Raw genomic sequence first — 23,093 nt, forward strand, 5'->3', positions numbered from 1 at the left:
TAAGCAACTTGAGCGCTTTGGTTAGATTTGTGTTTAGTCAGTAGTATTAATTAATCAATCCACAGTTTATCTGAAAACTGACTAGAGTTAATTTTATCCATTAATCTCTACTTTAGAATCGACAATCATCAAATCAGCAATAATATAATCTGCTACCCCTAATAATGTATTGATATGTTGGCCAAAAGAATTTTACCTTGTCTTGATGTTAATGCAGGTCGAGTTGTCAAAGGTGTTAATTTTGTCAACCTTCAAGATGCTGGAGATCCTGTAGAACTAGCTCAAGTTTATAATGATGCTGGTGCTGATGAGTTGGTATTTTTGGATATTACGGCCACTCACGAAGACCGAGGCACAATCATAGATGTGGTTTATCGAACCGCAGAACAGGTGTTTATTCCTCTGACAGTGGGAGGTGGTATTCAATCCTTAGAAAATATTAAAGATTTGTTAAGGGCAGGGGCTGATAAAGTTAGTATTAATTCCGCAGCAGTTCGTAAACCGGACTTTATTAATCAGGCTAGTGACCGTTTCGGAAATCAATGTATTGTAGTAGCTATTGATGCCCGTCGTCGTTCTGACCTAGATAATTTAGGATGGGATGTTTATGTGCGGGGTGGCCGAGAAAATACTGGTAAGGATGCGATCGCCTGGGCCATAGAGGCTGAAAAAAGAGGGGCAGGAGAGCTGCTGGTGACAAGTATGGATGCTGATGGAACCCAAGCTGGTTATGATTTAGCGCTCACGAGGACTATAGCAGAAAATGTGGAGATTCCAGTCATTGCTTCTGGAGGTGCAGGTAACTGTCAGCATATTTTTGAGGCTGTAACTGAAGGGAAAGCAGAGGCAGCACTTCTGGCTTCTTTGTTACATTATGGTCAACTTAGTGTAGCGGAAATTAAGGATTATCTAGCTGGCCATCAAGTTTCTGTTAGACAAAGCTAATTTTACTTGGAAGTAAAAAAAAGGAATGAGTTGATTAGGACGTAGACTGATGATGAACTTGACGCAGAGAAATGTTTTTTCTACTGTTCCCTATTCCCTTTTCCCTGCTATAGCACTCAAAGCAAAGGGCATGGACATTTATACATCCTGAAACCCCTTGATATTCTACTGTTCCCTGTTCCCTGTTCCCTGTTCCCTGCCATAACTTTAATTTTTAGATTTTCTTAGGCAAGATACTGAGACATATTTTAAGAAATGTTGTTAGAATAAAAAGCATTGTTACAAAACGTAACTTATGTTGCTCACAATTCTAATACTTGATGTTGCTTTGGTCGCTTGGTCTCTGCATTTGATGCAAGAGGCATTCCATTATCGGGAATTTTCTTTAATGCTGGCAGGTATCTTAGTTGCTACATCTGCTGCAGCAATGATGGTGGTTTATTTTCTGATGGGTACTTGTATGAGTCACCTCACTCAAATGTCTCAACATTCCTACATATATTTTTAAGCTGATTATTTATAGCAGGGAACAGGGAACAGGGAAAAGTTGGAAGAACATTTCCACTGTTTCAGATTCATTCTTAAATTTATGTCCTTACTGATTCTTTTTTTGTTATATCAGTTTTCATCAGAGTACAATTCTCCTTAAAAAGGTTAGGTACTCTGATTACTCATCTGACGGAAATGGTGTTGAAATTTTTTCAATTAATTTCTTGACAAACAAAAAAAAATTAGGTAATATTAGTAGTGCTTTGGTTAGGGGTTATAGCTCAGTTGGTAGAGCACCTCAATGGCATTGAGGGGGCCAGCGGTTCGAGTCCGCTTAACTCCATTCAGAATTTATGAGTTTAGGGGATATTAATTAGGGCTGATCATCATTAAAGAGGTTGACAAAAAGGCTATTCTCTGTTAAGTAAAAATAGCGATCGCCATTTTTGAGGTTCAGATAAAGTGTAGCACAGTTGAAATGCTTCGGTCGGTAGGGGCGAGTTTCTCTGTAGGGACGTTGCATAAATAAGGGCATCCGTACAAAGATTTTTCACGGGTTCAGGTTAGATAAATCCGCCCGACAATGATGTAATGCACAGTTTTAGCTTTGTTAGTCCACTACTTTTGTTGATCAAGCTTCTAACTTCTAATTGATGACACACCCTAAGTAGGAAAAATTTATACTATAATTTAAAGGTTTAACTGATAATAATTCTAAATTTTAATAAAATACTGTATTTTTTTCTATTGCTTATTGCTTTCCCTAAAATTATTTCTCATGGAAAAAGAGCATAACTATTATGAAGTTTTAGGAGTATCAAAGGATGCTTCGGCAGAACAGATTAAAAAAGCATATCATAATCTAGCACGTCAATATCACCCGGATGTTAATTCAGCAAATATAAATGCAGCAGAAAAGTTTAAAGAAATTAATTTAGCTTATGAGGTTCTTTCTGATTCATTGAAGCGATCGCTATATGACAAAAATGTAGGAGGGAATGTACAGGAATTATATCAACGAGGAGTTGCTAAAAGTCAAGTTGGAGATTATCATGGTGCTATACTAGATTATACAAAAGCACTAGAAATTAATCCTGATTGGGTACAGGTTTTGTATCATAGAGGGTTTGCTAGTTATAAATTGCAGGATTATCGGAATGCCGATCTTGACTATACTAAGGCATTATCTTTAGACCCATCTTTGGTAGAAGTTTACTATTATCGGGGTTTATGTCGGATAAAATTAAAGTATATTCAAGCTGGTATGGATGATTATATTAAAGCATTAGAAATAAATCCTAATTTTGCTCATGTTTATTATCACCGTGGTTTGGTTTATTTAGAATTACAAGAAAATCGTCTAGCAAAATTAGATTTTCAGAAAGCTGCCCAAATTTTTGCTGAGGAAGGAGATATATCTAATTCTCAAAGATCGTTAGAAGCTATTAGAAGTTTAAAGGATTTTTCTTGGGGAGAAATACTAACAACATTCCAGGAAAGTTTTCAGGATAGTTGGATAACAATTAAGACTTTTTTGCCTAATCCTATAGGAGGTTTATTACCAGCTTTTGCTAAGTTGGAAGAGAACAGATCGTTGAATGTAGCAATTTTATTAGGGATAATATTTGAAGTTTGTTTTGTAATGGGAATTAATCTGATTTTAGAACGATTAGATGAAAGTAATCATACAGAATTTTTATTGTTAATAATTATTGGTATTATTTCTTTTATAAATGTAACAGTTACAAGTGGTTTTGCTAGATTAATATTTCATGCTGATGGTAGTTTAACTGGTGATTTATTTATTGCAGGAACCTCATTATTACCTCTGGGTTTATTGATGTTAATTAGTGCTATTTTAAATAGTTGGATAATTAGTTTTGTTTTAGGTATATTTGCTTTTTGTTATACGATTTTAACTATGTATAGTGGTTGTCAAAATATTTCTAATATTTCTGAAGAAAAATCTGCTATGATAGTACCAATTATGTTATTATTAAGTGGGTTACCATTGGGTTTAATTAATTAGGGAGTGATTCAAGAATTAATTATTAATTCTTTTGATCAACAAGATGATTTGATTGACTAAAAGAATTTTTTTCTTCATTGATGGATAAGCTTTATATATTAATTTTTTGGCAAGGGGTAATACGAGGCTTGATAAATGTTGGCGACAAATATCTAGGGGTTTTTTTAGGTCGAAAATCGTCTTTTTTTTTGTCAAATAGACATATCTGGTAAAGTCTACTTATTACCCTTTTACTGTTCCTAACATTCTTTTTGAAAATTGGTATAAGAAGTAGGCAATAAGGATAATAATTTATCAAATAAGTTACGGTAGGAGTTTGGTTGACAAATCAAATTTTCACTTGAGTTTTGTCTGCAAACTCCTAACTTCAATAATTAATTATTAATTATTCATAATTACCTCTTCATTTATTACAAAAAATTGAAAATAAGGAATACTGCCAAAAGTTACATCTAACTTCTTCCTTCTTCCCTCTTCCTTCTTCCCTCTTCCTTCTTCCCTCTTCCTTCCTTCAAAAGCTGAATGCTTACCCATAAAAACATCCTACTATTTAAGCGACCTCTTCTTTTACCTTTTTCTTATAGCTCATAACTTCATCCTTAATCACATTAAACTGTTTATTCTCAGCTAAATATTCAGCTAACTGCCCTTCAATACTTTCTTTTACAATATAACGATACTCATGAAAATGTTCGATATGAGCGCAGGTGCTGATATAAGAACTTAAAACTTTAGGATTATGTTTTCTAATACTAAACAAATGATGCCAAAACTTCCAACGAGTTTTCCGCTTTATTCCCTGGCGCCAACAAATAATTAATAATGCTCGTAAATCTACCAAACTAGGCATTTTTACTGCACCTTTACCAGTAGGAGCGCCCATTATGAGAAAATGTTGATAAGTTCGATCTAAAAACTTTTCATGGTCATACAATTTCCAGAATGCTTCTATATATTCTGTGGCAATATCTTCTATTGGTCTAGTAGGAATAAAATTTGTTAAAGTTACTTGATTACCATTACCACTTTTATCTAAAAGACGACCTTCCTTTTTCAGGCGATGCCAAAGTGCAGTATTTGGTAAAACTTGTAACATACTAAAAAAGGCAGTGGGAATAGTTGTCTCTTCCACAAACTTAACGATACGATCGCCTGCTCCTGGTTTTTCTCCATCAAAACCAATAATAAACCCTGACATTACTCTTAAACCAGACCTAATAATTTTTTCTACCGCCTCATTAAGAGGGTTACGATTATTTTGATATTTCTGGGTTAACTCTAAACTATCTTCATCAGGGGTTTCTATTCCTAAAAATACTGATTTAAAATTGCAATCTACCATTAATTTCATTAATTCTAAATCTTCTGCTAAATTAACGGAAGCTTCTGTAGCAATTTTAAATGGACATTGACGTTCTGCTTGCCAAACTTTTAACTCTTTCAGCAACAATTTAACATTACGTTTATTGCCAATAAAGTTGTCATCTACCATAAATAGAGAACCACGCCATCCTAAATCGTATAGATAATCCAACTCTGCTAATAATTGTTCAGGGGTTTTGGTACGAGGTTTACGACCATAAAGAACTATAATATCACAAAATTCACATTGGAACGGACAACCACGGGAAAATTGAACCGACATAGATTCATAATATTTCATTTCCAATAAATCGAACCTAGGAACAGGAGTAGTTGTCACATCAGGTTTATTCCCATCTGCACGGAAAATACCTTTAGTTTCCCCACCCTGAATAGCATCCACAAACATTGGTAAAGTAATTTCCCCTTCGTCCAAAATCAGAAAATCTACACCACTGTCCAATTGTTCTTGGGGTAAGGCCGTGGGATATGGACCACCACAGGCCACTAATTTATTACGTCGTTTGGCCTCGCGAATTTGGTCATGTAGGTCTTCTTTTTGGACAATCATTGCCGAAAGTATGACTAAATCTGCCCATTCCCATTCTGCTTCTGTAACTGTTCTAATGTTTCTATCGACTAACTTAAATTCCCATTCCTGGGGTAAGATAGCTGCTACTGTAACCATACCTAAAGGAGGTAGCATTACTTTGCGGTTTACCAGTTCCAGAGCTTTTTCAAAAGACCAGAAAGATTTAGGAAATAAGGGGTAAATTAATAAGACTCGCATCAGAATTTTAGCTCCTCACATTTAGATTAAACATTTAGGTAAGCATTTCCTGGGTCATGCTGCGCAAACAGCTATTATTTATCAGCTTAAATAATAAAAATAACTGTACCTCAGTAACTTCAGAAAAGCTACAATTAGGGATAACTAGAAAGTATTTTGGCTAGAGCAGGGCATTCTCATTCTGGCAGTAAAATTATTAGAATATAAGGATACTTGGGAGACAAGAAGAATTATTTTTTTGTTATTAAATTTTTTCTTAGGAATAAAGCAGCAATATTCTCTCTAGCTTATCCAGTTTAGGGGTTTAACTATAGCATCAAATTAAAATAACAACATCCTGGGGAGTAGAAAAGTAATTTTTTTCCTTGTCTACCCAAAATACTAACTTTTTAAACTTAAGTAACCAAAAAGCTAGCACTTTTTCGCGACTTCAAAAGGTTAAAAATTTTATCTGTAACTCCTTTTAAATTTAATCAGCAAATCCTTATTAGGATAGCTTAGTTAATATAGGGTTTCCCATAGTTATAAAGTACATCTATTTTGATTTTTATCCTAATTCTCCATTCCCTCCATACCTCCATACCTGTTCCCTAAAATCAGGAATTTTGTATCTGAAAAGTATGGGAATTTCTATAAGTTAATTTACCACTTTACCACCACAAACATATTTTCAAACATTTCATTAATAATATCTTCCATATTGTCTACATTTACAGAATTAGGGCCTTCCACAAATTCTTGTAATGTAATTTTCTGATCTTTAAAATCTTTAACAAAATCACGCAATTTTTTCAAAGATTTTACTTGAAATTTGGCTTCTTGTAGCACAGTTTCCATCAAATCTTCTCCATTTCGTTTTGCTTTCCGATATTGTTTAACCATACTACCTTGAGGAGTATTTTTTACTTCTCGTAATTCAGCTTTAACTTGTTCATACTGTTGAGATAATAATTCAATTTCTTTTCCTAAACGTTCACATTCTTTTTCACTATCATTTTGATAAAACTTTACTGTTTCCTCATTTTTTTCCCGTTCAATTTCTAACAACCTAGCTAGATCGCCACTTTGATAGGCAATATTAATTTCTTTCATTATTTCAGTATAGAGAATACGAGTTTCATCTTCAGTTGCTTTATCAGGATGAAACTTATCAGCTAATTTTAAGAAAATTTTTCTTAAATCTCTACTCGGACGTGGTTGATAAATTTCTGGTTGTTCCTCAAATTTATAGTTATTATAAAAATCTTCTTCAAAAAAGTCTTTCTCAGTTCCATCTTCCGAATCATCTCTAATATCATCTTCAAAATTTGCTGATGATAATTGAGAAAAACATTCTGGTTTTAGGGAAATTTTCCCAGTTATTTGTAGAGTTCGATAAATATCTATAAGTTCTTGCTTATGACGCTTTTTTAAATGCTTCTTATTCAAAATTTTCTGAAATAGACCATGAATTTCTTCATCCAAGTTATTAATTTCTTCCTCAAATGGTCTGCTTTTATGAAACATTTCTTTAGTCAAGGTTTGTATCTGTTCAGTAAGGTTAAATAGTTCAGTTTTTTTACGTTTTATTTTAGTCAGAAGTTTTTGATGTTTTTCGTTAAGAAAATTAATTCTATTATGAATAGAAGAAAACGATATCGCATTTTCTTCTGATATAGAATGAGAAGTAACTGTTTTTTTAGTTTTTCTTGGCATAATAAATAAATAAATGTCTTAACTATTATTTTAAATTTAATCTTTTGGTAAGTATTTAGGTCAGTTAGTCTCTTATAGAGAAACTGCATTATCATATATAGGTAACCATTTATATCTCAGCCATAAGTTATCAGCTATTAGCTATTGCTTTTAGTGACTGATAAAAGCTTTATTAATTGATAAATGAAAAGTTTTACTACAAAAGTCAGCTCCAAAGTTTAGATTCACTTAAAACTTCTCCTTAAAAATAGAGTCTTCTTGCTGTTAAGGCAGTTCCGACCTAGGAGTCAACTGAAAGCTAATAGCTGTTGGCGCTGTATTCCGCAGGAAATGCTTACATATATAGTAATCCTAAATAAGTTCTGATAAATCAAAAACTCAATAAAAAACTGAAACTCCCATCTGTTAATTGTTAAGCTTTTCCTATTCCCTAAAATCAATGAAATTTTGTCAACAACTCAAATAGGATTACTATATCAGTTATTAAATCATTATCACACCAAAATATAACTATTTATAAGGAGAATTAAAATTTATATTTGCCCAGGATTTCGTAGGAAAAGCTGAATGCTTACAATCAGAGTTTTATCTTGAATTTCTTTCTTTTTTGTTAGTAATAATATTGCTCACAAAGATTTATCAATTTGGTATTATTTATACAGTAATAATACAAAAAACAAGAGATTACTATTCCCTGTAGTTAACAGATTTACCAAAAACTGGATTCTATACTCTATTAATCTTACAATTATAGCCAGTTTTTTTTATTTTATTTGGAATCCAACTTAATATAGTATAAAATGCAATCAGAAGTAAGATTAAAAGTAGCAGTATTAGGATTATTTGTAGCAGATGACCAAGTTCTATTACTGCATCAAATGACAGACCCAGAACCTAATTGTTGGGACTTACCAGGAGGAGGTTTAAAACCACAAGAAACTCTAATGGAAGGACTAGCGCGAGAGATAAAAGAAGAAACTGGAATTACAGATTTTCAAGTAGAACGACTACTAACAATATCGGATAAATTTTTTCCTGAAAGTCAAGGGAAATTACTTCATGCTTTAAATATTATTTATCAGTGTACAGTAGAACCAAAACCAACTAACCTTAGTAGTGACGATCCAGAAGTTGGACCTTTAGGAATTAAATGGATAGCGATCGCTACTTTAACACCAGAAAAGTGTTCTAGCAGAACCTGGGAAGCATTACAAGCAGCAGGGTTAATAACTTAATAACTGTTTAACATATTTTTTCAAAATTTATTCATTTTTTCCTAGACCTAGCGCTTTTTCTTGTTATGATCTAAATTTATTGTGGGCAAGATGCCCGCACTACAAGAATTTAAACATTTATTCTGTACATTATTTGACCGAAATATACTGTAACTAAAACCTTATTTTAAGATTACAGAACTCCTAAAAAAAATCATTAACTAAGCTGTATTTATCTATAAATTCATCTATTTTTCTTGTTCCTTCTTACTTCTTCCTTCTTACTTCTTCCTTCTTACTTCTTCCTTCTTACTTCTTACTTTACAAATGCCAAAAAAACAAAAGTTTCCTTATCTTCTTGGTTCTAAATGGACAGCAACCCAAAAAACTTGGGGATGGCGGCATTTCCAAGTAGTAAATCGTAAAAATGAAGGTGAATGGGTATTTGCTGAAATGGTAGCATCTTGTGATTCAACTGTCAGATTTTGGCTAAATGCTAAACAACTAAAAGACCGTTCCCTTTGGCAACCAGGATGGCAATCAACCCAAGAATTAACACCTCTTGAATAATATCATTTTATGAAAATTAAAAGGGTGCATCTCACATTTCCAAAAATATTTTTTTCTATTCCCTATTCCTAAGCATTCAGCCTTCAGCTATCAGCTATTAGCTACTGCTTTTAGTTTGCGATAAAAGCTTTATTATTCAGAATGCAATATTTAAAAAAAAGCCAGTTTTCAAGTCTATGTTCATCTAAATCTCCTCCTTAATCTTGAGGTTTTTATTGCTGTTTCATAGCATTCAAGAGGAAGAGTTTACAGCTAGTAACTGAATGCTTACCCGTCTTCTTTTTTGCCTATTCTCTAGCTAAAACCAATAATTTTTTATCTTTCTTCAAATATTGATATATACCTCATTAAAACTATTTTAATTTATCAGTTATAGCAATACCTAAAAATGGATTATCAACATTTAAACCAAGCAATTAAATTATTAATAGATGCTACCCAAAAATTAGAAAATATTGTTAGTGAAGCTCCGACAAATAAAGCTAATAATCAAACAATTGAAAATGCTAAAGAAACTATCAAAAAAGCTATGGCAGAAATATCTGCTACAGTTAAATCTCCAGTCATAAATCATATTCCCAATGAATTTTTAGCTAAAGCAGAAAGTTTAGGTATTCCCTTAGATGATATTGAAGTCATCGTCGCTATTTCTGAACACCATCCTAGTCAGTTATTAGGTGTATTAACAGAAATTGAAAATAGAGCCGAAAATATTAGACGTAGACGAGAATATTTTCTAATTCGATTACCAGAAATGCCTATAGAAAAATTAGGTTCTCGACTACCAATTATCAAAGCTAGCGATCTAAATTTACCAGAAGAACCAATTTCTAAAGAATATCGAGAAGCAATTAAATATAAATACAAAATAGATAAGTTAATCAAAAAAAGAGCTGTTTCTCAAACATCTATTTTTGCCAAAATTAAAGCTGCCGAGGAAAATTTAGCTCAATCTAAACTAGGGGAAAATAATTCTAATTTCGATGAGGAAATCCCATTTTAAGTCAAGGTTGGGTAAATAAATAGGGCTGGCTGATTAAATTTAAAAGTATTCATAGATTCAGAATTATAAAGGAGGTACTCAGAATAATCTTAAGAGTAATTTTCTTTGCTTATATCTTCCAAAATATGAACTTTTTTACAATAGAAAAGATGAAAAATAGGTACTTTTTCCAGACATCAAAAAAGCTGAAACTTTTATCTATCAATTTTTTCATATTTATTCAGCAAACCCTAAATAAAATTCAAAAATGCAGTCAATAATTAGTTAAACATTAATTGATAGTAAGTATTATGACTAATAATAAACAGGATAATTGTGTTCAAAAAAATGCCTTTTTTGCATCAAGCAATTATAAAGGGTAATTTGACTAAAATTAATAGTTTACTTGAAAATCAATAAATTGATTTCTCAGAAAAATATAAAGGTTTTACGCCATTAGAAGCATCAATAAGAACTCATACAGAAATTGTCAAAGCTTTATTAACAGCAGGAGCTTCTGTATCTCAAAATCCAGGAAAATTATTAGAGCTATTACGCAGAATTTGGTCGAATAGAGAAAATAAAAAATGCTGTGAGATACTATTAGAATTTCTTAAAGCAGATATTTATGTCAATGCTAAACTTGATGAGGAAAAAACAATTTTAATAATAGCAATAAGGAAGAGTAACCTATCAATAATTAAAGCACTAATAGAAGCTAGTCCTGATCTGAATATTGTTCCTGAAAATATTATTGATGATAGAGATAATTTTGCTCTTTTTGAAGCAGCTTGCATTGGAGACCAAAAATCTTTGAATATCTAGCTCAATTTGTTTATAAAGAAGAAGTATCAAAAGAGGCTAAAAAATGTTTAGAAAGATAGTTAATTATACAAGAGCGATAAATAATAAGCGAGCAAAAAAACTTTCCCCCTTCTAGACATTTTTCTTTCTTCCTTCTGCTAATTAATTGCCATAATAGTATAACTGCCAAATATTTTGAGGACTTTTGTATAAGTTGTAAATTCTTCTATTGCTGCCTTAACATAATCATCATTACTATTAGCTTCTATATCAATAAAAAATAAATAATCACCCAAAGATAACTTAGTCGGACGAGACTCTATTCTACTCATATTAATCTCCCTTTTCGCAAATACTTCCAATGGTTTAACTAAAGCTCCCGGTACATTTGCAGGAACAGTAAAACCCAAAGAAGTCAAAACTAAACTTTCTGGTTTATTTATCCTATTAATTATTAGTTTTAAAGCCGAACTTTCTATCTCCTCAGAACCTTTTTTCAAGACTAAAAAACGGGTACAATTATCAGGATAATCATTAATTGGAAAAGCTAATACAGGTAAATTATAAATTTCCGCAGCTCTTTGAGAAGCGATCGCTCCAGCACTCAAATCACTTTCTAAATATTTTAATGCTTCCGTAGTAGAATTAGTTGGAATTTGCTGTACTTTTTGTGGCAAAAACTTTTCTAACCAACCTTGACATTGAGCTAAAGCTTGTGGATGAGAATAAACAGTTTTAATCTCTTCAACACTATTAGCTAATGATATTAATCCATGAGAAATAGGTAAGACTAATGCTGTTTGAATTTGTAAAGTATCCAGTTGCCAAAGTGTATCTAAAGTCATAGTAACACTTCCCTCTATAGAATTTTCTACAGGTACAACTGCTAAATTAACTTGCTCTTGAGAAACTGCCCATAAAGCTTGAGTAATACTAGGATATGGGCATAAAACAGATTCTTGACCAAGCTGACTCAGTTGGTGAGAAAATGCTATTGTTGCTGTCTCTGTATAAGTTCCAGCAGGGCCAAGATGTGCGATAGATATGGTCATTTCAGGAAATAGGAAATAGGGAATAGGGAACAGGGAACAGTTGAAAAAATATTCTAGTTGAGGATTCATCTAGCTCAGGACTTAGGCAGTAACCATAGATATAGTGCTTAAAACCCCATACGCAATAGTTTTTTCACTCTATATACAGTACATTTGCGTAAGTTCTGATAGATATAGTCATTTCAGAGAATAGGCAACAGGGAACATCGGATTCATCTAGCTCAGGACTTAGGCAGTAACCCTAGATATAGTGCTTAAAACCCCATACGCAATAGTTTTTTCACTCTATATACAGTACATTTGCGTAAGTCATGTAAATTTTACATTCAAGGAAATCTCTACAAATTTATATAATTTACACTTCGCAAAATTAAATTACATTTGTTTACTTATTTCTCATTAAGTCAGACAGTATTATTTGTGATAATTCATTAATTCTCCCTAATTCTCTCCCATTTATTGACCAAACGTGAGCTGATACTTTAAGATGATCTAAATCACATTAATAAATGTGAATTTTAATTAAGATTTAGTTAAAATATATTGATTTAATTAAAAAATTATGATTATTAGATTTACAGCTTCACAATCAGTAGATATCCCCGTAGTAGAACAAAAAGTCCCTATTCAACATTACCTCCGTCAACCAAAGCGTTTAGTCAATGCTTTAACAGACTCAACCAGATTAGAGCAATTAGATGAAAATTATTTTCGTTTAAAAATGCGTCCTTTACACTTTATGACATTAACTATTCAACCTACTGTAGATATGCGGTTGTGGTCTAGTTCTAGAGGTAAAATTTATTTAAAGTCAGAGAAATGTGAAATTCGTGGTGTAAAATATATAAACCAACGCTTTAATCTAAATTTAACTGGCATTCTTGAAACCATGCAAATCAACGGAATTACTCATCTTAAAGGTAAAGCCGAGCTAGAAGTTAAAGTAGAATTACCCCCTCCACTATGGTTAACACCACTACCAGTCTTAGAAACAACTGGTAATGGCTTACTCAAAAGTGTATTATTGACAATCAAACAAAGACTTACCCATCAATTATTATTAGATTATCGTCAATGGGCTTGTGATGAAACTAAGGTATTAGCTAAAGGCCAGCAAAGATCTGCTTTAGCTACTGGTAGCTAAAGTCAATCAGATCCGGTATTTACAAATAGAAGCTTTCGCCTTATTATTTTAAAGTATCCTTCAAAACAGTTCGGGCTGCAAGATGACTACGAGTAGAACTAAGAATTTCTGCCTCTCTTTCTAATCTTGCAGCAGTGTCCCGCATTTCCAAAAGAGCTTGCTGTTCAGTTGCCACACCATAAAGATTACTAGCCACCCAATAAGACAATTCTTCTGGTAAACTAGGGATATCTTCTGGCAACTCTATTTTCTGATCCATCAGTTTTCCAGAAAGATGAACTACATCTCTAAGTAAAACCTCAACTTGATTTGCCAAATCTCCAAGCTCATTTTCTGAAGGCTTATCTTCTATCCATTCAACTAAACCAACTAAATACGGTTTCTCTCTAACCATATCTAAAACTCTAAATCTCTGCTCACCTATCGTTAAAACTTTCATTCGATCATCAGGTAAGCGTTGATAATCCTCAATTTTAGCACAACATCCAGTTGCCACAACATGGTCTTGAGTAGAGTCCCACATTAAAACTCCAAATCTTTGATCGCTTTCCAGAATTGTATTCATCATAATTCTATAGCGAAATTCAAATATATGTAGGGGCAGAGGTCTACCTGGAAATAAAACTACTTCTGGTAAGGGAAATAAGGGAAGTTCTCGAACAGCTATAGAAGAGGATGCCATTTTGCTAGTATTAATAATTTTTTTATCGTTATACTTTTAATACTTTAGCGGATTTTTCTATGCTTGAATATCTTTATACCTAATATTTTTCAGAATTCTGACATAAAAATTGAATAGGATTTAATTTGATATCCGGTTGAAGATTTGTCATTGCGACCGAAGGGAAGTAATCTCAGGAGTGCGCGGAGATTCCTTCCTTCCACTCCGTTACAGTCGCTGCGGACTTGGATAAAAATTATCCAGATTTTATATATATTAAGAGTTTTGGTAAATGGCTTGTTCTTAAAGGTGTGTCATCAAGTTAGATGTTAGAAGCTTTATCAACAAAAATAGTCAACTGACAAAGCTCAATCTATTTATTAGATCATTGGGGGCGGGTTTATCTAACTAACTGTGAAAATTAAATTGTTGTCCGGAAGTTGCATCGGCAAAAATGCGTTTCATGTCGCTTAGCGTTTCATCCGCTCAAGCGCGGAAAACCTCCCTACTGAGAAAACCGCCCCTACCAACCACACAATTTCAGGCATGGTACTTTAGTATCTGAACCTACCCAACCGCGATCGCCATTTTCCAAATAACAGAGAGCAGCCTTTTTGTCAACTTATTTAATTGATGACACGCCCTAGTTGAAAATTAATAACTATTAGCAATCATAATATAACTATCCTAAAATTAGGTTGTCAAATATTACTGTAGGGGTTTGGCCTCCAAACCTCATACAGTTTTTTTTTACAAATCAAATTATTTAAGACCAACATCTAAGAGCAAATACAATACCATTTTTTTTAAAGTATCTATCCTTAAATCATTGCTATGGCATTAACATTATTAATAATAATTAACTCAACTCTTAGTTGCTCATAGCTTATTAATCTATCTATAGCTTCACCTCAATATCCACACCTGCTGGTAAATCAAGTTTCATCAAAGCATCAATTGTTTTTGAGGAAGGTTGATAAATATCTATAATTCTACGATGAGTCCTAGTCTCAAAATGTTCTCGTGAATCTTTGTCAACGTGGGGCGATCGCAAGACACAATAAATGCGTCGTTTTGTGGGCATAGGTATTGGCCCGATGGCTGTGGCTCCAGTTCTATTTGCTGTATCTACAATTTTCTCACAAGATGTATCTAGTAAACGGCGGTCAAATGCCTTCAAACGAATCCGAATTTTTTGTTGTTGAATTGTGGCCATTTCTCTTTAATTTTCTAGGTTCAGATTTTTAAGTTTTCAACTATAAATTGCTAGTTTCATTAACTCGCAATAGACTATAACGAAGTCAGAAGTTATTTTTTTCAGGATAATATTTAAAGATAACTTATTCAAAATTATACAAACAAAGTAGATATCAATTGGATATTCTTAAAAATAGATTCTCCAGTTTATTTTTAGATAGTTATCTATAAATTGGTTTCCTTTTTTTTATCTTTACCCCTTCTTCCTTCTTCCTTCTTTATTAATAAGTAGCAGAAAAGCCAATATCAATAACTTACCGAATAATTAAATAATTCAGGTAAAAACTCTCTCTAAAAGGGAGCAGTAATTATCCATTATCCATTAATGAAAGTGCCTTTCTGCCACTTAAACTTTCAGGAAATTGTCCTACTCTATGATCTTAGAAACAACACCCGCACCAATAGTTCTACCACCTTCACGAATAGCAAAACGCATACCTTGCTCAATAGCTACTGGATTGATTAGTTGAACTGTCATTTTAATCCGGTCTCCTGGCATTACCATTTCTGCTGCACTACCATCATCAGCAGTAAAAGACTCAATAGCACCAGTCACATCAGTTGTCCGAATATAGAACTGAGGACGATAATTTGGGAAGAAAGGAGTATGACGGCCTCCTTCTTCCTTTTTCAGAACATATACTTCTGATTCAAATTTCTTGTGAGGAGTAATAGAACCTGGTTTAGCCAAAACCATACCACGTTGGATATCAGTTTTCTGCATACCACGCAATAGTAATCCCACATTATCACCAGCCATTCCTTCATCCAGAATTTTCTGGAACATTTCCACGCCCGTAACAGTTGTACTACGAGTATCTTTAATTCCTACCAATTCAACTGTTTCACCCACTTTCACTTTACCACGCTCAATCCGGCCTGTAGCTACAGTACCACGACCAGTAATCGAGAATACGTCTTCTACTGCCATTAAGAATGGTTTGTCAACATCACGTTCTGGAGTAGGAATATAACCATCAACTTCATCCATCAGAGCCAAAATTTTATCTACCCACTCATTTTCGCCCTTTCCTATCTTTGGATTAGCTGTTAATGCTTCTACTGCCTGTAATGCTGAACCAGCAGCAATCGGAATATTATCTCCATCAAAATCATAGTCACTTAAAAGCTCCCGAACTTCCAATTCCACCAATTCCAAAAGTTCCTCATCATCCACCATATCTTGCTTATTGAGGAAAACAACAATATTAGGAACCCCTACCTGCTTGGCCAATAGAATATGCTCGCGAGTTTGAGGCATTGGGCCATCAGCAGCAGAAACTACTAGAATTGCACCGTCCATTTGAGCTGCCCCTGTAATCATATTTTTTACATAGTCAGCGTGTCCAGGACAATCAACGTGGGCATAGTGACGTTGTTCTGTCTCATATTCTACATGAGCAGTATTAATTGTAATACCCCGTGCCTTCTCTTCTGGCGCTGCGTCAATATCTGCATAATTTCTGGCCTTAGCCTTTCCTTGTGCTGCTAGACTCATGGTAATTGCAGCAGTCAAAGTAGTTTTGCCGTGGTCAACGTGGCCAATAGTTCCAATATTGACGTGAGGTTTATTTCTTTCAAATTTTGCGCGTGCCATTAATTATTTGTTCCTTTTTTTCCTTCGTTAATTCCGTTTCCTTTTAATAAGCAGTCAGCAGTCAGCTTTCAGCTTTCAGGTAGGATTCTGTTTTTTTTAATGGGTGATAAATTAAATTTTAACCCAAATTCAAAAAGCTCATAGCTGAATGCTAAAAACTAATAGCTAATTAAATAAGGAAACAGACGCACTGATTAATAATAGATAAATTTGGAAAACTCTGCCTATTCTTTTACTTAATTTTTATCGGCTTTTGTTGGAAACAATTGCCTATTTTTTCAGTAAATTGCCAGTTTTCATTTAATTATCAATTTTTTTATTTTCCCATTATTCAGCTCAAAGCTTACATTCTAACCTAAAAAACACACAATTTACCAAACTACTTAAACATATCCTCTGCTTTTAGCAATGATAGTCTCAGCCACATTACGAGGTACTTCCTCATAATTGCTAAATTCCATTGAAAAAATACCACGACCTTGAGTTTTGGACCTCATATCAGTAGCATAACCAAACATTTCTGCCAAAGGAACTTTTGCCGTTACTTTAGCCATGCTTGTTTCCATTCCTTGACCCTCTATTTGTCCTCTTCGAGAATTTAGGTCTCCAATAATATTACCAATAAAATCTTCAGGTACTTCCACCTCTACTTTCATCATTGGCTCCAATAATACAGGTGCAGCCTTAGTTACAGCTTCTCTTATTGCCATTGAACCAGCAATTTTAAAAGCCATTTCTGAAGAATCCACATCATGGAAAGAACCATCTACCAAAGTAGCCTTAACATCTATTAATGGATAACCAGCCAAAACCCCAGCTTCGCAAGCTTCCTTCATTCCTTGCTCTACTGGACTAATAAACTCTTGAGGTATTGTCCCTCCCACAATTTTCGAGACAAACTCAAAGCCACTCCCTAATTTTCCTGGTTCCAATTCTATAATCACATGACCATATTGACCTTTACCACCACTTTGACGGATAAATTTACCCTCTGCTTGAACCTGTTGGCGAATAGTTTCTCGGTATGCTACCTGTGGTTGACCCACATTAGCTTCCACCTTATATTCCCGAAGCATCCTATCTACCAATATTTCCAGATGCAGTTCCCCCATACCAGCAATTACCGTTTGATTGGTTTCTGGATCGACACTCACTCGAAATGTAGGGTCTTCATCAGAAAGAGCTTGGAGAGCCTGAGATAATTTTTCCATATCTTGCTTGGTTTTCGGTTCCACAGCCACAGATATAACTGGCTCAGGGACATAAAGAGATTCTAGGATAATTGGATTGTCTCTATCACAAACTGTATCTCCTGTCAAGGTATGTTTCATACCTACAACCGCTCCCAAATCTCCTGCTCGTAGTTCATCTACATCTATTTTTTCATCAGCTTTCAAAACAATTAGACGAGAAATTTTCTCTTTCTTATTTTTAGTAGAATTTAGAATATAACTACTTTTAGCAAGAACTCCTGAATATACTCGCAGAAAGGTGAGACGGCCATAAGTATCTGACATAATTTTGAAAGCCAGAGCTGCTAGGGGAGCCTCATCATCTGATAGTCTAGTATCCAAATCTCCATTTGGTAAAGTTCCTTGAATTGCTGGAACTTCTGTAGGAGCTGGCAAATAATCTACTACTGCATCTAATAAAAGCTGAACGCCTCTATTTTTAAAAGCAGAGCCACATAACATAGGTACAATTGTACCTGCAATAGTAGCTTGACGTAGAGCTTTACGAATTTCCTCTGCTGTAAGTTCCTCATTTTCAAGATACTTCTCTGTTAAAGCATCATCAGTTTCTGCTACTGACTCAACCAACTTTAGACGATATTCTTCAGCCAATTCTTGCACATCTGCTGGAATTTCTGTTTCTTGAATATCCGTTCCCAGATCATTAGTATAGATAAAAGCTTTCATCCTCACTAAATCCACAATTCCCCTAAATTCATTTTCACTACCAATAGGAATTTGAATAGGAACTGCATTAGCACGGAGGCGATCACGAATTTGCTCATATACTTTGAAAAAGTTAGCTCCTGTCCTGTCCATTTTATTGACAAAGGCCATGCGAGGAACTTGATAACGGTCAGCTTGTCGCCAAACCGTTTCTGACTGAGGTTGTACCCCACCAACAGAACAAAAAACAGCTATTATACCATCCAGAACCCTCATCGAACGTTCTACTTCTATTGTGAAGTCTACATGGCCTGGAGTATCAATAATATTAATTTGATGGTCTAACCATTTTGTACTAATAGCAGCCGCAGTAATAGTAATACCACGTTCTCGTTCTTGAGCCATCCAGTCGGTAACTGCGGTGCCATCATGAACCTCTCCCATTTTATGTACAATGCCAGAATAAAATAGGATTCTTTCTGTCGTTGTTGTTTTACCCGCATCAATATGAGCTGCGATACCAATATTTCGCACCCGCTCAAGTGGCATAGTTCTTCCCACAGTTACCTACCTCCTTATCTGTGCTACCTTTTTTTATGGTTAGTTAAAATGCTATGCTTTTGGAACAACTGCTATTTAGTTAGATATATCCAACATCTAAAATCATAGAAAATAAAATTTTAGGATTGGCTGAAAAAGTCTATCGAGCTAAAAACTAAGGATTAGAGAGTATTTCATAGTTAGGGTAAATTATAGTTATAGAGATAGTTGTTGTAAAGAATAATTGATTGATTTTTTTGCCTTTTGTTTAACCAAAATGCTTACTTTTTCAAATCTATCAACCTAAAACCTGAAAATTTTTGATACTTAAAAAGGCTTTGATATTTAATCAGCAAGCCATTATTATTTTTATGGATTATCAATTATTTTCCTCTAATCCCTAATCCCTACTCCCTACTCCCTAATTTTAGTAACGATAGTGAGCAAAAGCCTTATTAGCTTCTGCCATTTTATGAGTTTCTTCTCGCTTGCGAATAGCACTACCCGTTTCGTTAGCTGCATCCATCAACTCATTAGCTAACTTCATAGCCATTGTTTTTCCACCTCTAGACCTAGAATATTGCACCAACCAACGTAAAGCTAGAGTAGTTCCCCGATCAGAACGTACTTCCATCGGAACTTGATAAGTAGCACCACCCACACGACGAGCTTTAACTTCTACTAGGGGAGTCACATTTCGGACTGCCTTTTCAAATAATTCTAGTGGATCGGAACTTGTCCTTTCTTCAATAGCTGTAAAAGCATCATATACGATATTCAGTGCTACAGACTTCTTGCCATGACGCATGATACGTCGGACTATCATGGTCACTAACCGACTATTATATTTTGGGTCTGGAGGAATGGGACGTTTGGGAACAACTCTACGACGAGACATAATAAAAAAATAAACTTTTAATAATGGATAATTACTTGATGCCAGATTCAATATCTGCTATGATTGTTAGTTTTAGCTAGAATTTTCGAGAATTTGGCATTTCACTAAATTTATACCAATTCACTCAAAAAATGTCACAAACAAATAGTTAGCTAGTAATTTATGAAGGAAGTCAAATAATTTAAGTTGAAATTATTGTAAAATTTAGGTTTAAAGTAACCCAAATCTTGACTTCAGAAAAACTTCTGGCTTCTGACTTTTTAGCCTTTAGGTCTTTTTGCCCCATATTTAGAGCGACCTTGTTTCCGGTCTTTGACTCCTGCGGTATCTAAAGTTCCACGAATTATGTGATATCTTACCCCAGGTAAGTCTTTAACCCTACCCCCTCTAATCATAACTACAGAGTGTTCCTGTAAGTTATGACCAATCCCTGGGATATAAGCAGTTACTTCAAAGCCTGAAGTTAGACGAACCCTAGCTACTTTACGCAGAGCAGAGTTAGGCTTTTTCGGTGTCGTGGTATATACTCTGGTGCATACTCCACGACGTTGAGGACAACTTTTCAGAGCAGGAGATTTAGTTTTCTGCTCCATGTCTTGACGAGCTGAACGAATTAGTTGTTGAATTGTGGGCATTAGTAATAGTTTTTCTAGTCGCTCTTATACTTTTTTGCTACTTATGAATAATTTACCGTTGCACCAAAGGAACCTCTGGTGCAACGGTCTGCTTTTAATAAAGTTTTGGGAAATAAATATAGCAGTTCCTTAATCTATGAAGTACACTTTTTTTGACCCCCCCTACCCCCCTTCAAAAGGGGGAGAGCCTTCAAAGTTTCCCTGTTGAAAGGGGTTAACCTTCAAAGTCTCCCTTGGAAATGGGGATTTATTTAGGACAATTTTCCGTGTTTCCCTGTTGAAAGGGGAAAGCCTTCAAAGTCCCTGCTTGGAAAAAGACAACCTTTCAAAGCTTCCCTGTTGAAAGGGGGATTTTCCGTATACTCCGTAACTGTGGAAATTGCTATAATAACGTTCTTGAAGTATTTTTTTACTTCTTTCCATGTTATTATTTCGCAGTAACTTTACAAACAATCTTTTATGTTAAATTATTGAGATGTATTTGTCAATATCAAACAGAAAAAGAATTACCACAACCGCAAGTCACTGTAGCATTAGGATTATTAAATCGGAACCCTCCACCCATAAGGTCCTCAGAATAGTCTAAGGTTAATCCATTCAGATAGTTGAGTTGTTGTGAATCAACAACTACTTTAATTTGACCATGCTCATAAACTTGATCGTCGCTAGCTTTTTCTGAATCAAATTCCATTGTGTAACAAAGACTACAGCAACCACCAGGTTTAACCTTTAAGCGAAATAAAGCATTTGGTTGATTTTGTTTGGACTGAAGACGAATAATCTCTTGGACTGCTGCTTTGCTGAAGTTAATCATTGAGAATTTTTTTAGCTTAGGGAGTTGCAATTTGATAAAATACCAATTTGTGGGGTTTTGTTCTACTTTGCCCAATCTAATGGTTGGTACTTTATTTTTTTTACTAATCTTTACTAATGGTAGTGCATCGTTTCATCTTAAATCATGCAATATTATGTAGGTTGGGTTGAGGGATTCCCCGAAACCCAACAAAAATCTTTCTCCCTTACTCCTCTACGGACGTTCCATGAAACGTTCCTACTACTCCCTAATGCTAATGCACTATTTTTAAGTGTTCCCTTTCTTCACTAATATCATGTCCAGATAATCAGTACTCAAAAAACTTTTTCCCTTAAACCTTCCTTTTCCCTCAGCAGCCTTCAGCATAGCTGCCTTCCTTCCTCAAACCCCACTTAAGATTTGGCTCTAGCATAGTCATCTTGAAAACGAACAATATCATCTTCTCCAAGATACTCCCCATTTTGTACTTCAATCAATACTAAAGGAATCACTCCTGGATTTTCTAAACGATGGGAAGTACATTGAGGCACATAGGTAGATTGATTGTTTTCTAGAATTTCTTCTTGATCGCCACAAGTAACTTTAGCGGTTCCCGAAACGACAACCCAATGTTCGCTTCGGTGGTAGTGCATTTGTAAGCTGAGTCGATGTCCTGGTTTTACTTCTATACGTTTGATTTTATATCCAACGCCTTCTTCTAAAGTGGTAAATGACCCCCAAGGACGTTCTACAGTAGCAGACTCTTCTAAGTTAGAAGCTAAATTAGGAACTTGAGGTGCTTCTTTAAGTTGTACCATTGTTTGACGCTCTCCAACAGAAAACAATAAAATATGAGATTGGTTTCCTTAACTCTGGGATTATTAACTATCTAGTGTTTAAGATAGGTATTATCCTCGGTCTTATAAAATTACATACTGATAGACAAATATTTTTTTAATAGCTCTCTGAGTTAACTTGGATACCATATCAAACATAGCAAAGTTACCCTTGCAACTGTCACCCCCTAACTAAGCTTTCTTCATAATTTATAATTAAATCTTTATGTCTATAGAACCCCTAGAGGTGTCTTTACAAAGGTGTGTTTTTTTGCCAAAGAAGTCAGGAGTAAGAGAAATCAAATAGGGAAAAAGCTGGAAAAATAGCCTTATATTCCCCGACTCCCCGACTCCCCAACTCCCCTATTCCCCAACTCCCCAACTAATTTTAGAGACCCGTTTAGGGGTTCTATACTTTAGAGTGAGTGGAAAATATCAAGCCTTTTCATTCTTTGAAACTTCCGAAAAAATCGTACTTCTAATAGGGTTGCATTTTTACCTAGGTTCTGATATGATAATAAAAATCGACTGGTGTTGTTCGTCTATGCGCATGACTTTTTATTCAACTAACAAAGTTATTGTCCCTGAAAATCTTTAGAGGGTTAAGAGCCGTTAACTCCTACCATATATGCTTGCTAGTTATGGGTAATACCAAATCCGGTTATAAAAAGCTAGTTTGTCCAAGTTCTTCTAACCCTTCTCCCTTCTACCCTCTGCCTTACCTTGACAGTAAATCTCTCTTCTAAACCGGATTTAGTATAAGTCCTGTATATTAAAAAATAGGCAATTGATATTCTCTCCATACTGCAGAGAAAAATAGGAAAGACTTTTTTAGTTATAATATCTAATCTCCAACAAAATTAAAATTGCACTCTATTGTTATTATTCAACTTACTTCTTAG

At 34.4% G+C, this 23,093-nt stretch carries 21 protein-coding genes and 1 tRNA gene; 9 read left to right on the forward strand and 13 right to left on the reverse strand.

Annotation, left to right across the window (positions count from 1 at the left end):
• Window positions 1-174: 174 nt before the first annotated feature.
• The 3 genes from hisF (at window position 175) to VKJ25_RS04930 (ending at window position 1,777) form a co-directional block, all read left to right on the forward strand.
• Complete coding sequence (hisF, locus tag VKJ25_RS04920) at window positions 175-945, forward strand: imidazole glycerol phosphate synthase subunit HisF (protein ID WP_324235509.1); 771 nt, start codon at window positions 175-177, stop codon at window positions 943-945.
• A gap of 295 nt (window positions 946-1,240) precedes the next feature.
• Window positions 1,241-1,453: a hypothetical protein gene (locus VKJ25_RS04925; protein ID WP_324235510.1), complete on the forward strand. Its 213-nt coding sequence runs from the start codon at window positions 1,241-1,243 to the stop codon at window positions 1,451-1,453.
• 251 nt (window positions 1,454-1,704) lie between these two features.
• Window positions 1,705-1,777 (forward strand) — tRNA-Ala (locus VKJ25_RS04930).
• Window positions 1,778-1,844: 67 nt separating this feature from the next.
• On the opposite strand, the gene VKJ25_RS04935 is transcribed toward VKJ25_RS04930, so the two are convergent.
• Window positions 1,845-1,988 (reverse strand): hypothetical protein, encoded by a 144-nt coding sequence (locus VKJ25_RS04935; RefSeq protein ID WP_324235511.1) that lies wholly within the window; start codon window positions 1,986-1,988, stop codon window positions 1,845-1,847.
• A 224-nt stretch (window positions 1,989-2,212) separates the two neighbouring features.
• Between VKJ25_RS04935 and VKJ25_RS04940 the strand changes: the two genes are divergently transcribed.
• Entirely contained in the window at window positions 2,213-3,463 is a 1,251-nt protein-coding gene (locus VKJ25_RS04940; RefSeq protein WP_324235512.1) for a J domain-containing protein, read from the forward strand.
• 381 nt (window positions 3,464-3,844) lie between these two features.
• On the opposite strand, the gene VKJ25_RS04945 is transcribed toward VKJ25_RS04940, so the two are convergent.
• The 3 genes from VKJ25_RS04945 to VKJ25_RS04955 form a co-directional block, all read right to left on the reverse strand.
• Entirely contained in the window at window positions 3,845-3,997 is a 153-nt protein-coding gene (locus tag VKJ25_RS04945) for a hypothetical protein (RefSeq protein ID WP_324235513.1), read from the reverse strand.
• A gap of 16 nt (window positions 3,998-4,013) precedes the next feature.
• Window positions 4,014-5,615, reverse strand: coding sequence for a B12-binding domain-containing radical SAM protein (locus VKJ25_RS04950; RefSeq protein WP_324235514.1), 1,602 nt, complete (start codon window positions 5,613-5,615; stop codon window positions 4,014-4,016).
• 642 nt (window positions 5,616-6,257) lie between these two features.
• A complete protein-coding gene (locus VKJ25_RS04955; protein WP_324235515.1) occupies window positions 6,258-7,310 on the reverse strand; it encodes a coiled-coil domain-containing protein in 1,053 nt (350 codons plus the stop codon).
• 800 nt (window positions 7,311-8,110) lie between these two features.
• On the opposite strand from VKJ25_RS04955, the gene VKJ25_RS04960 reads away from it, so the two are divergent.
• The 4 genes from VKJ25_RS04960 to VKJ25_RS24450 all read left to right on the forward strand — a co-directional run bounded on the left by VKJ25_RS04960 (window position 8,111) and on the right by VKJ25_RS24450 (window position 10,901).
• Window positions 8,111-8,545 carry an NUDIX domain-containing protein gene (locus VKJ25_RS04960; protein WP_324235516.1) on the forward strand — a complete coding sequence of 145 codons (435 nt, stop codon included), beginning with the start codon at window positions 8,111-8,113 and terminating at the stop codon, window positions 8,543-8,545.
• A gap of 306 nt (window positions 8,546-8,851) precedes the next feature.
• Window positions 8,852-9,094 carry a TIGR02450 family Trp-rich protein gene (locus VKJ25_RS04965; protein WP_324235517.1) on the forward strand — a complete coding sequence of 81 codons (243 nt, stop codon included), beginning with the start codon at window positions 8,852-8,854 and terminating at the stop codon, window positions 9,092-9,094.
• A gap of 388 nt (window positions 9,095-9,482) precedes the next feature.
• On the forward strand, window positions 9,483-10,097 hold the full coding sequence (locus tag VKJ25_RS04970; protein WP_324235518.1) for a hypothetical protein: 615 nt from the start codon (window positions 9,483-9,485) through the stop codon (window positions 10,095-10,097).
• A gap of 399 nt (window positions 10,098-10,496) precedes the next feature.
• The gene (locus VKJ25_RS24450) at window positions 10,497-10,901 is read left to right on the forward strand and encodes an ankyrin repeat domain-containing protein (protein WP_375340301.1); all 405 of its coding nucleotides are present in this window, start codon (window positions 10,497-10,499) and stop codon (window positions 10,899-10,901) included.
• Window positions 10,902-11,038: 137 nt separating this feature from the next.
• Here VKJ25_RS24450 and pheA read toward each other — a convergent pair whose 3' ends face one another.
• Entirely contained in the window at window positions 11,039-11,932 is an 894-nt protein-coding gene (pheA, locus tag VKJ25_RS04975) for a prephenate dehydratase (RefSeq protein ID WP_324235519.1), read from the reverse strand.
• 562 nt (window positions 11,933-12,494) lie between these two features.
• On the opposite strand from pheA, the gene VKJ25_RS04980 reads away from it, so the two are divergent.
• Window positions 12,495-13,076: a DUF1997 domain-containing protein gene (locus VKJ25_RS04980; protein ID WP_324235520.1), complete on the forward strand. Its 582-nt coding sequence runs from the start codon at window positions 12,495-12,497 to the stop codon at window positions 13,074-13,076.
• 43 nt (window positions 13,077-13,119) lie between these two features.
• Here the strand turns inward: VKJ25_RS04980 and VKJ25_RS04985 are convergent, their stop codons facing one another.
• The 8 genes from VKJ25_RS04985 to VKJ25_RS05020 all read right to left on the reverse strand — a co-directional run bounded on the left by VKJ25_RS04985 (window position 13,120) and on the right by VKJ25_RS05020 (window position 22,173).
• Complete coding sequence (locus VKJ25_RS04985) at window positions 13,120-13,758, reverse strand: LON peptidase substrate-binding domain-containing protein (RefSeq protein ID WP_324235521.1); 639 nt, start codon at window positions 13,756-13,758, stop codon at window positions 13,120-13,122.
• Between the two features lie 877 nt (window positions 13,759-14,635).
• The gene (rpsJ, locus tag VKJ25_RS04990; RefSeq protein ID WP_483143731.1) at window positions 14,636-14,953 is read right to left on the reverse strand and encodes a 30S ribosomal protein S10; all 318 of its coding nucleotides are present in this window, start codon (window positions 14,951-14,953) and stop codon (window positions 14,636-14,638) included.
• Window positions 14,954-15,361: 408 nt separating this feature from the next.
• On the reverse strand, window positions 15,362-16,591 hold the full coding sequence (tuf, locus tag VKJ25_RS04995; RefSeq protein ID WP_324235522.1) for an elongation factor Tu: 1,230 nt from the start codon (window positions 16,589-16,591) through the stop codon (window positions 15,362-15,364).
• A gap of 383 nt (window positions 16,592-16,974) precedes the next feature.
• The gene (gene fusA, locus VKJ25_RS05000; protein WP_324235523.1) at window positions 16,975-19,050 is read right to left on the reverse strand and encodes an elongation factor G; all 2,076 of its coding nucleotides are present in this window, start codon (window positions 19,048-19,050) and stop codon (window positions 16,975-16,977) included.
• 406 nt (window positions 19,051-19,456) lie between these two features.
• Entirely contained in the window at window positions 19,457-19,927 is a 471-nt protein-coding gene (gene rpsG / locus VKJ25_RS05005) for a 30S ribosomal protein S7 (protein ID WP_324235524.1), read from the reverse strand.
• Window positions 19,928-20,187: 260 nt separating this feature from the next.
• The gene (gene rpsL, locus VKJ25_RS05010; protein ID WP_324235525.1) at window positions 20,188-20,562 is read right to left on the reverse strand and encodes a 30S ribosomal protein S12; all 375 of its coding nucleotides are present in this window, start codon (window positions 20,560-20,562) and stop codon (window positions 20,188-20,190) included.
• Between the two features lie 490 nt (window positions 20,563-21,052).
• On the reverse strand, window positions 21,053-21,376 hold the full coding sequence (locus VKJ25_RS05015) for a HesB/IscA family protein (protein WP_324235526.1): 324 nt from the start codon (window positions 21,374-21,376) through the stop codon (window positions 21,053-21,055).
• Between the two features lie 392 nt (window positions 21,377-21,768).
• A complete protein-coding gene (locus VKJ25_RS05020; RefSeq protein WP_324235527.1) occupies window positions 21,769-22,173 on the reverse strand; it encodes a phosphomannose isomerase type II C-terminal cupin domain in 405 nt (134 codons plus the stop codon).
• Between the last annotated feature and the right edge of the window lie 920 nt (window positions 22,174-23,093).

Source organism: Okeania sp., from assembly GCF_035285525.1.
Classification (GTDB): domain Bacteria; phylum Cyanobacteriota; class Cyanobacteriia; order Cyanobacteriales; family Microcoleaceae; genus Trichodesmium.

Coding starts and splice junctions, on each gene's coding strand:
- rpsL (WP_324235525.1), bottom strand. CDS start 20,562: ATGCCCACAATTCAACAACTAATTCGTTCAGCTCGTCAAGACATGGAG.
- VKJ25_RS04985 (WP_324235521.1), bottom strand. CDS start 13,758: ATGGCATCCTCTTCTATAGCTGTTCGAGAACTTCCCTTATTTCCCTTA.
- rpsG (WP_324235524.1), bottom strand. CDS start 19,927: ATGTCTCGTCGTAGAGTTGTTCCCAAACGTCCCATTCCTCCAGACCCA.
- pheA (WP_324235519.1), bottom strand. CDS start 11,932: ATGACCATATCTATCGCACATCTTGGCCCTGCTGGAACTTATACAGAG.
- VKJ25_RS04980 (WP_324235520.1), top strand. CDS start 12,495: ATGATTATTAGATTTACAGCTTCACAATCAGTAGATATCCCCGTAGTA.
- VKJ25_RS04970 (WP_324235518.1), top strand. CDS start 9,483: ATGGATTATCAACATTTAAACCAAGCAATTAAATTATTAATAGATGCT.
- hisF (WP_324235509.1), top strand. CDS start 175: ATGTTGGCCAAAAGAATTTTACCTTGTCTTGATGTTAATGCAGGTCGA.
- VKJ25_RS04950 (WP_324235514.1), bottom strand. CDS start 5,615: ATGCGAGTCTTATTAATTTACCCCTTATTTCCTAAATCTTTCTGGTCT.
- VKJ25_RS04955 (WP_324235515.1), bottom strand. CDS start 7,310: ATGCCAAGAAAAACTAAAAAAACAGTTACTTCTCATTCTATATCAGAA.
- VKJ25_RS04960 (WP_324235516.1), top strand. CDS start 8,111: ATGCAATCAGAAGTAAGATTAAAAGTAGCAGTATTAGGATTATTTGTA.
- tuf (WP_324235522.1), bottom strand. CDS start 16,591: ATGGCACGCGCAAAATTTGAAAGAAATAAACCTCACGTCAATATTGGA.
- VKJ25_RS05020 (WP_324235527.1), bottom strand. CDS start 22,173: ATGGTACAACTTAAAGAAGCACCTCAAGTTCCTAATTTAGCTTCTAAC.
- VKJ25_RS04965 (WP_324235517.1), top strand. CDS start 8,852: ATGCCAAAAAAACAAAAGTTTCCTTATCTTCTTGGTTCTAAATGGACA.
- VKJ25_RS04925 (WP_324235510.1), top strand. CDS start 1,241: ATGTTGCTCACAATTCTAATACTTGATGTTGCTTTGGTCGCTTGGTCT.
- rpsJ (WP_483143731.1), bottom strand. CDS start 14,953: ATGGCCACAATTCAACAACAAAAAATTCGGATTCGTTTGAAGGCATTT.
- VKJ25_RS04945 (WP_324235513.1), bottom strand. CDS start 3,997: ATGGGTAAGCATTCAGCTTTTGAAGGAAGGAAGAGGGAAGAAGGAAGA.
- VKJ25_RS05015 (WP_324235526.1), bottom strand. CDS start 21,376: ATGATTAACTTCAGCAAAGCAGCAGTCCAAGAGATTATTCGTCTTCAG.
- VKJ25_RS04940 (WP_324235512.1), top strand. CDS start 2,213: ATGGAAAAAGAGCATAACTATTATGAAGTTTTAGGAGTATCAAAGGAT.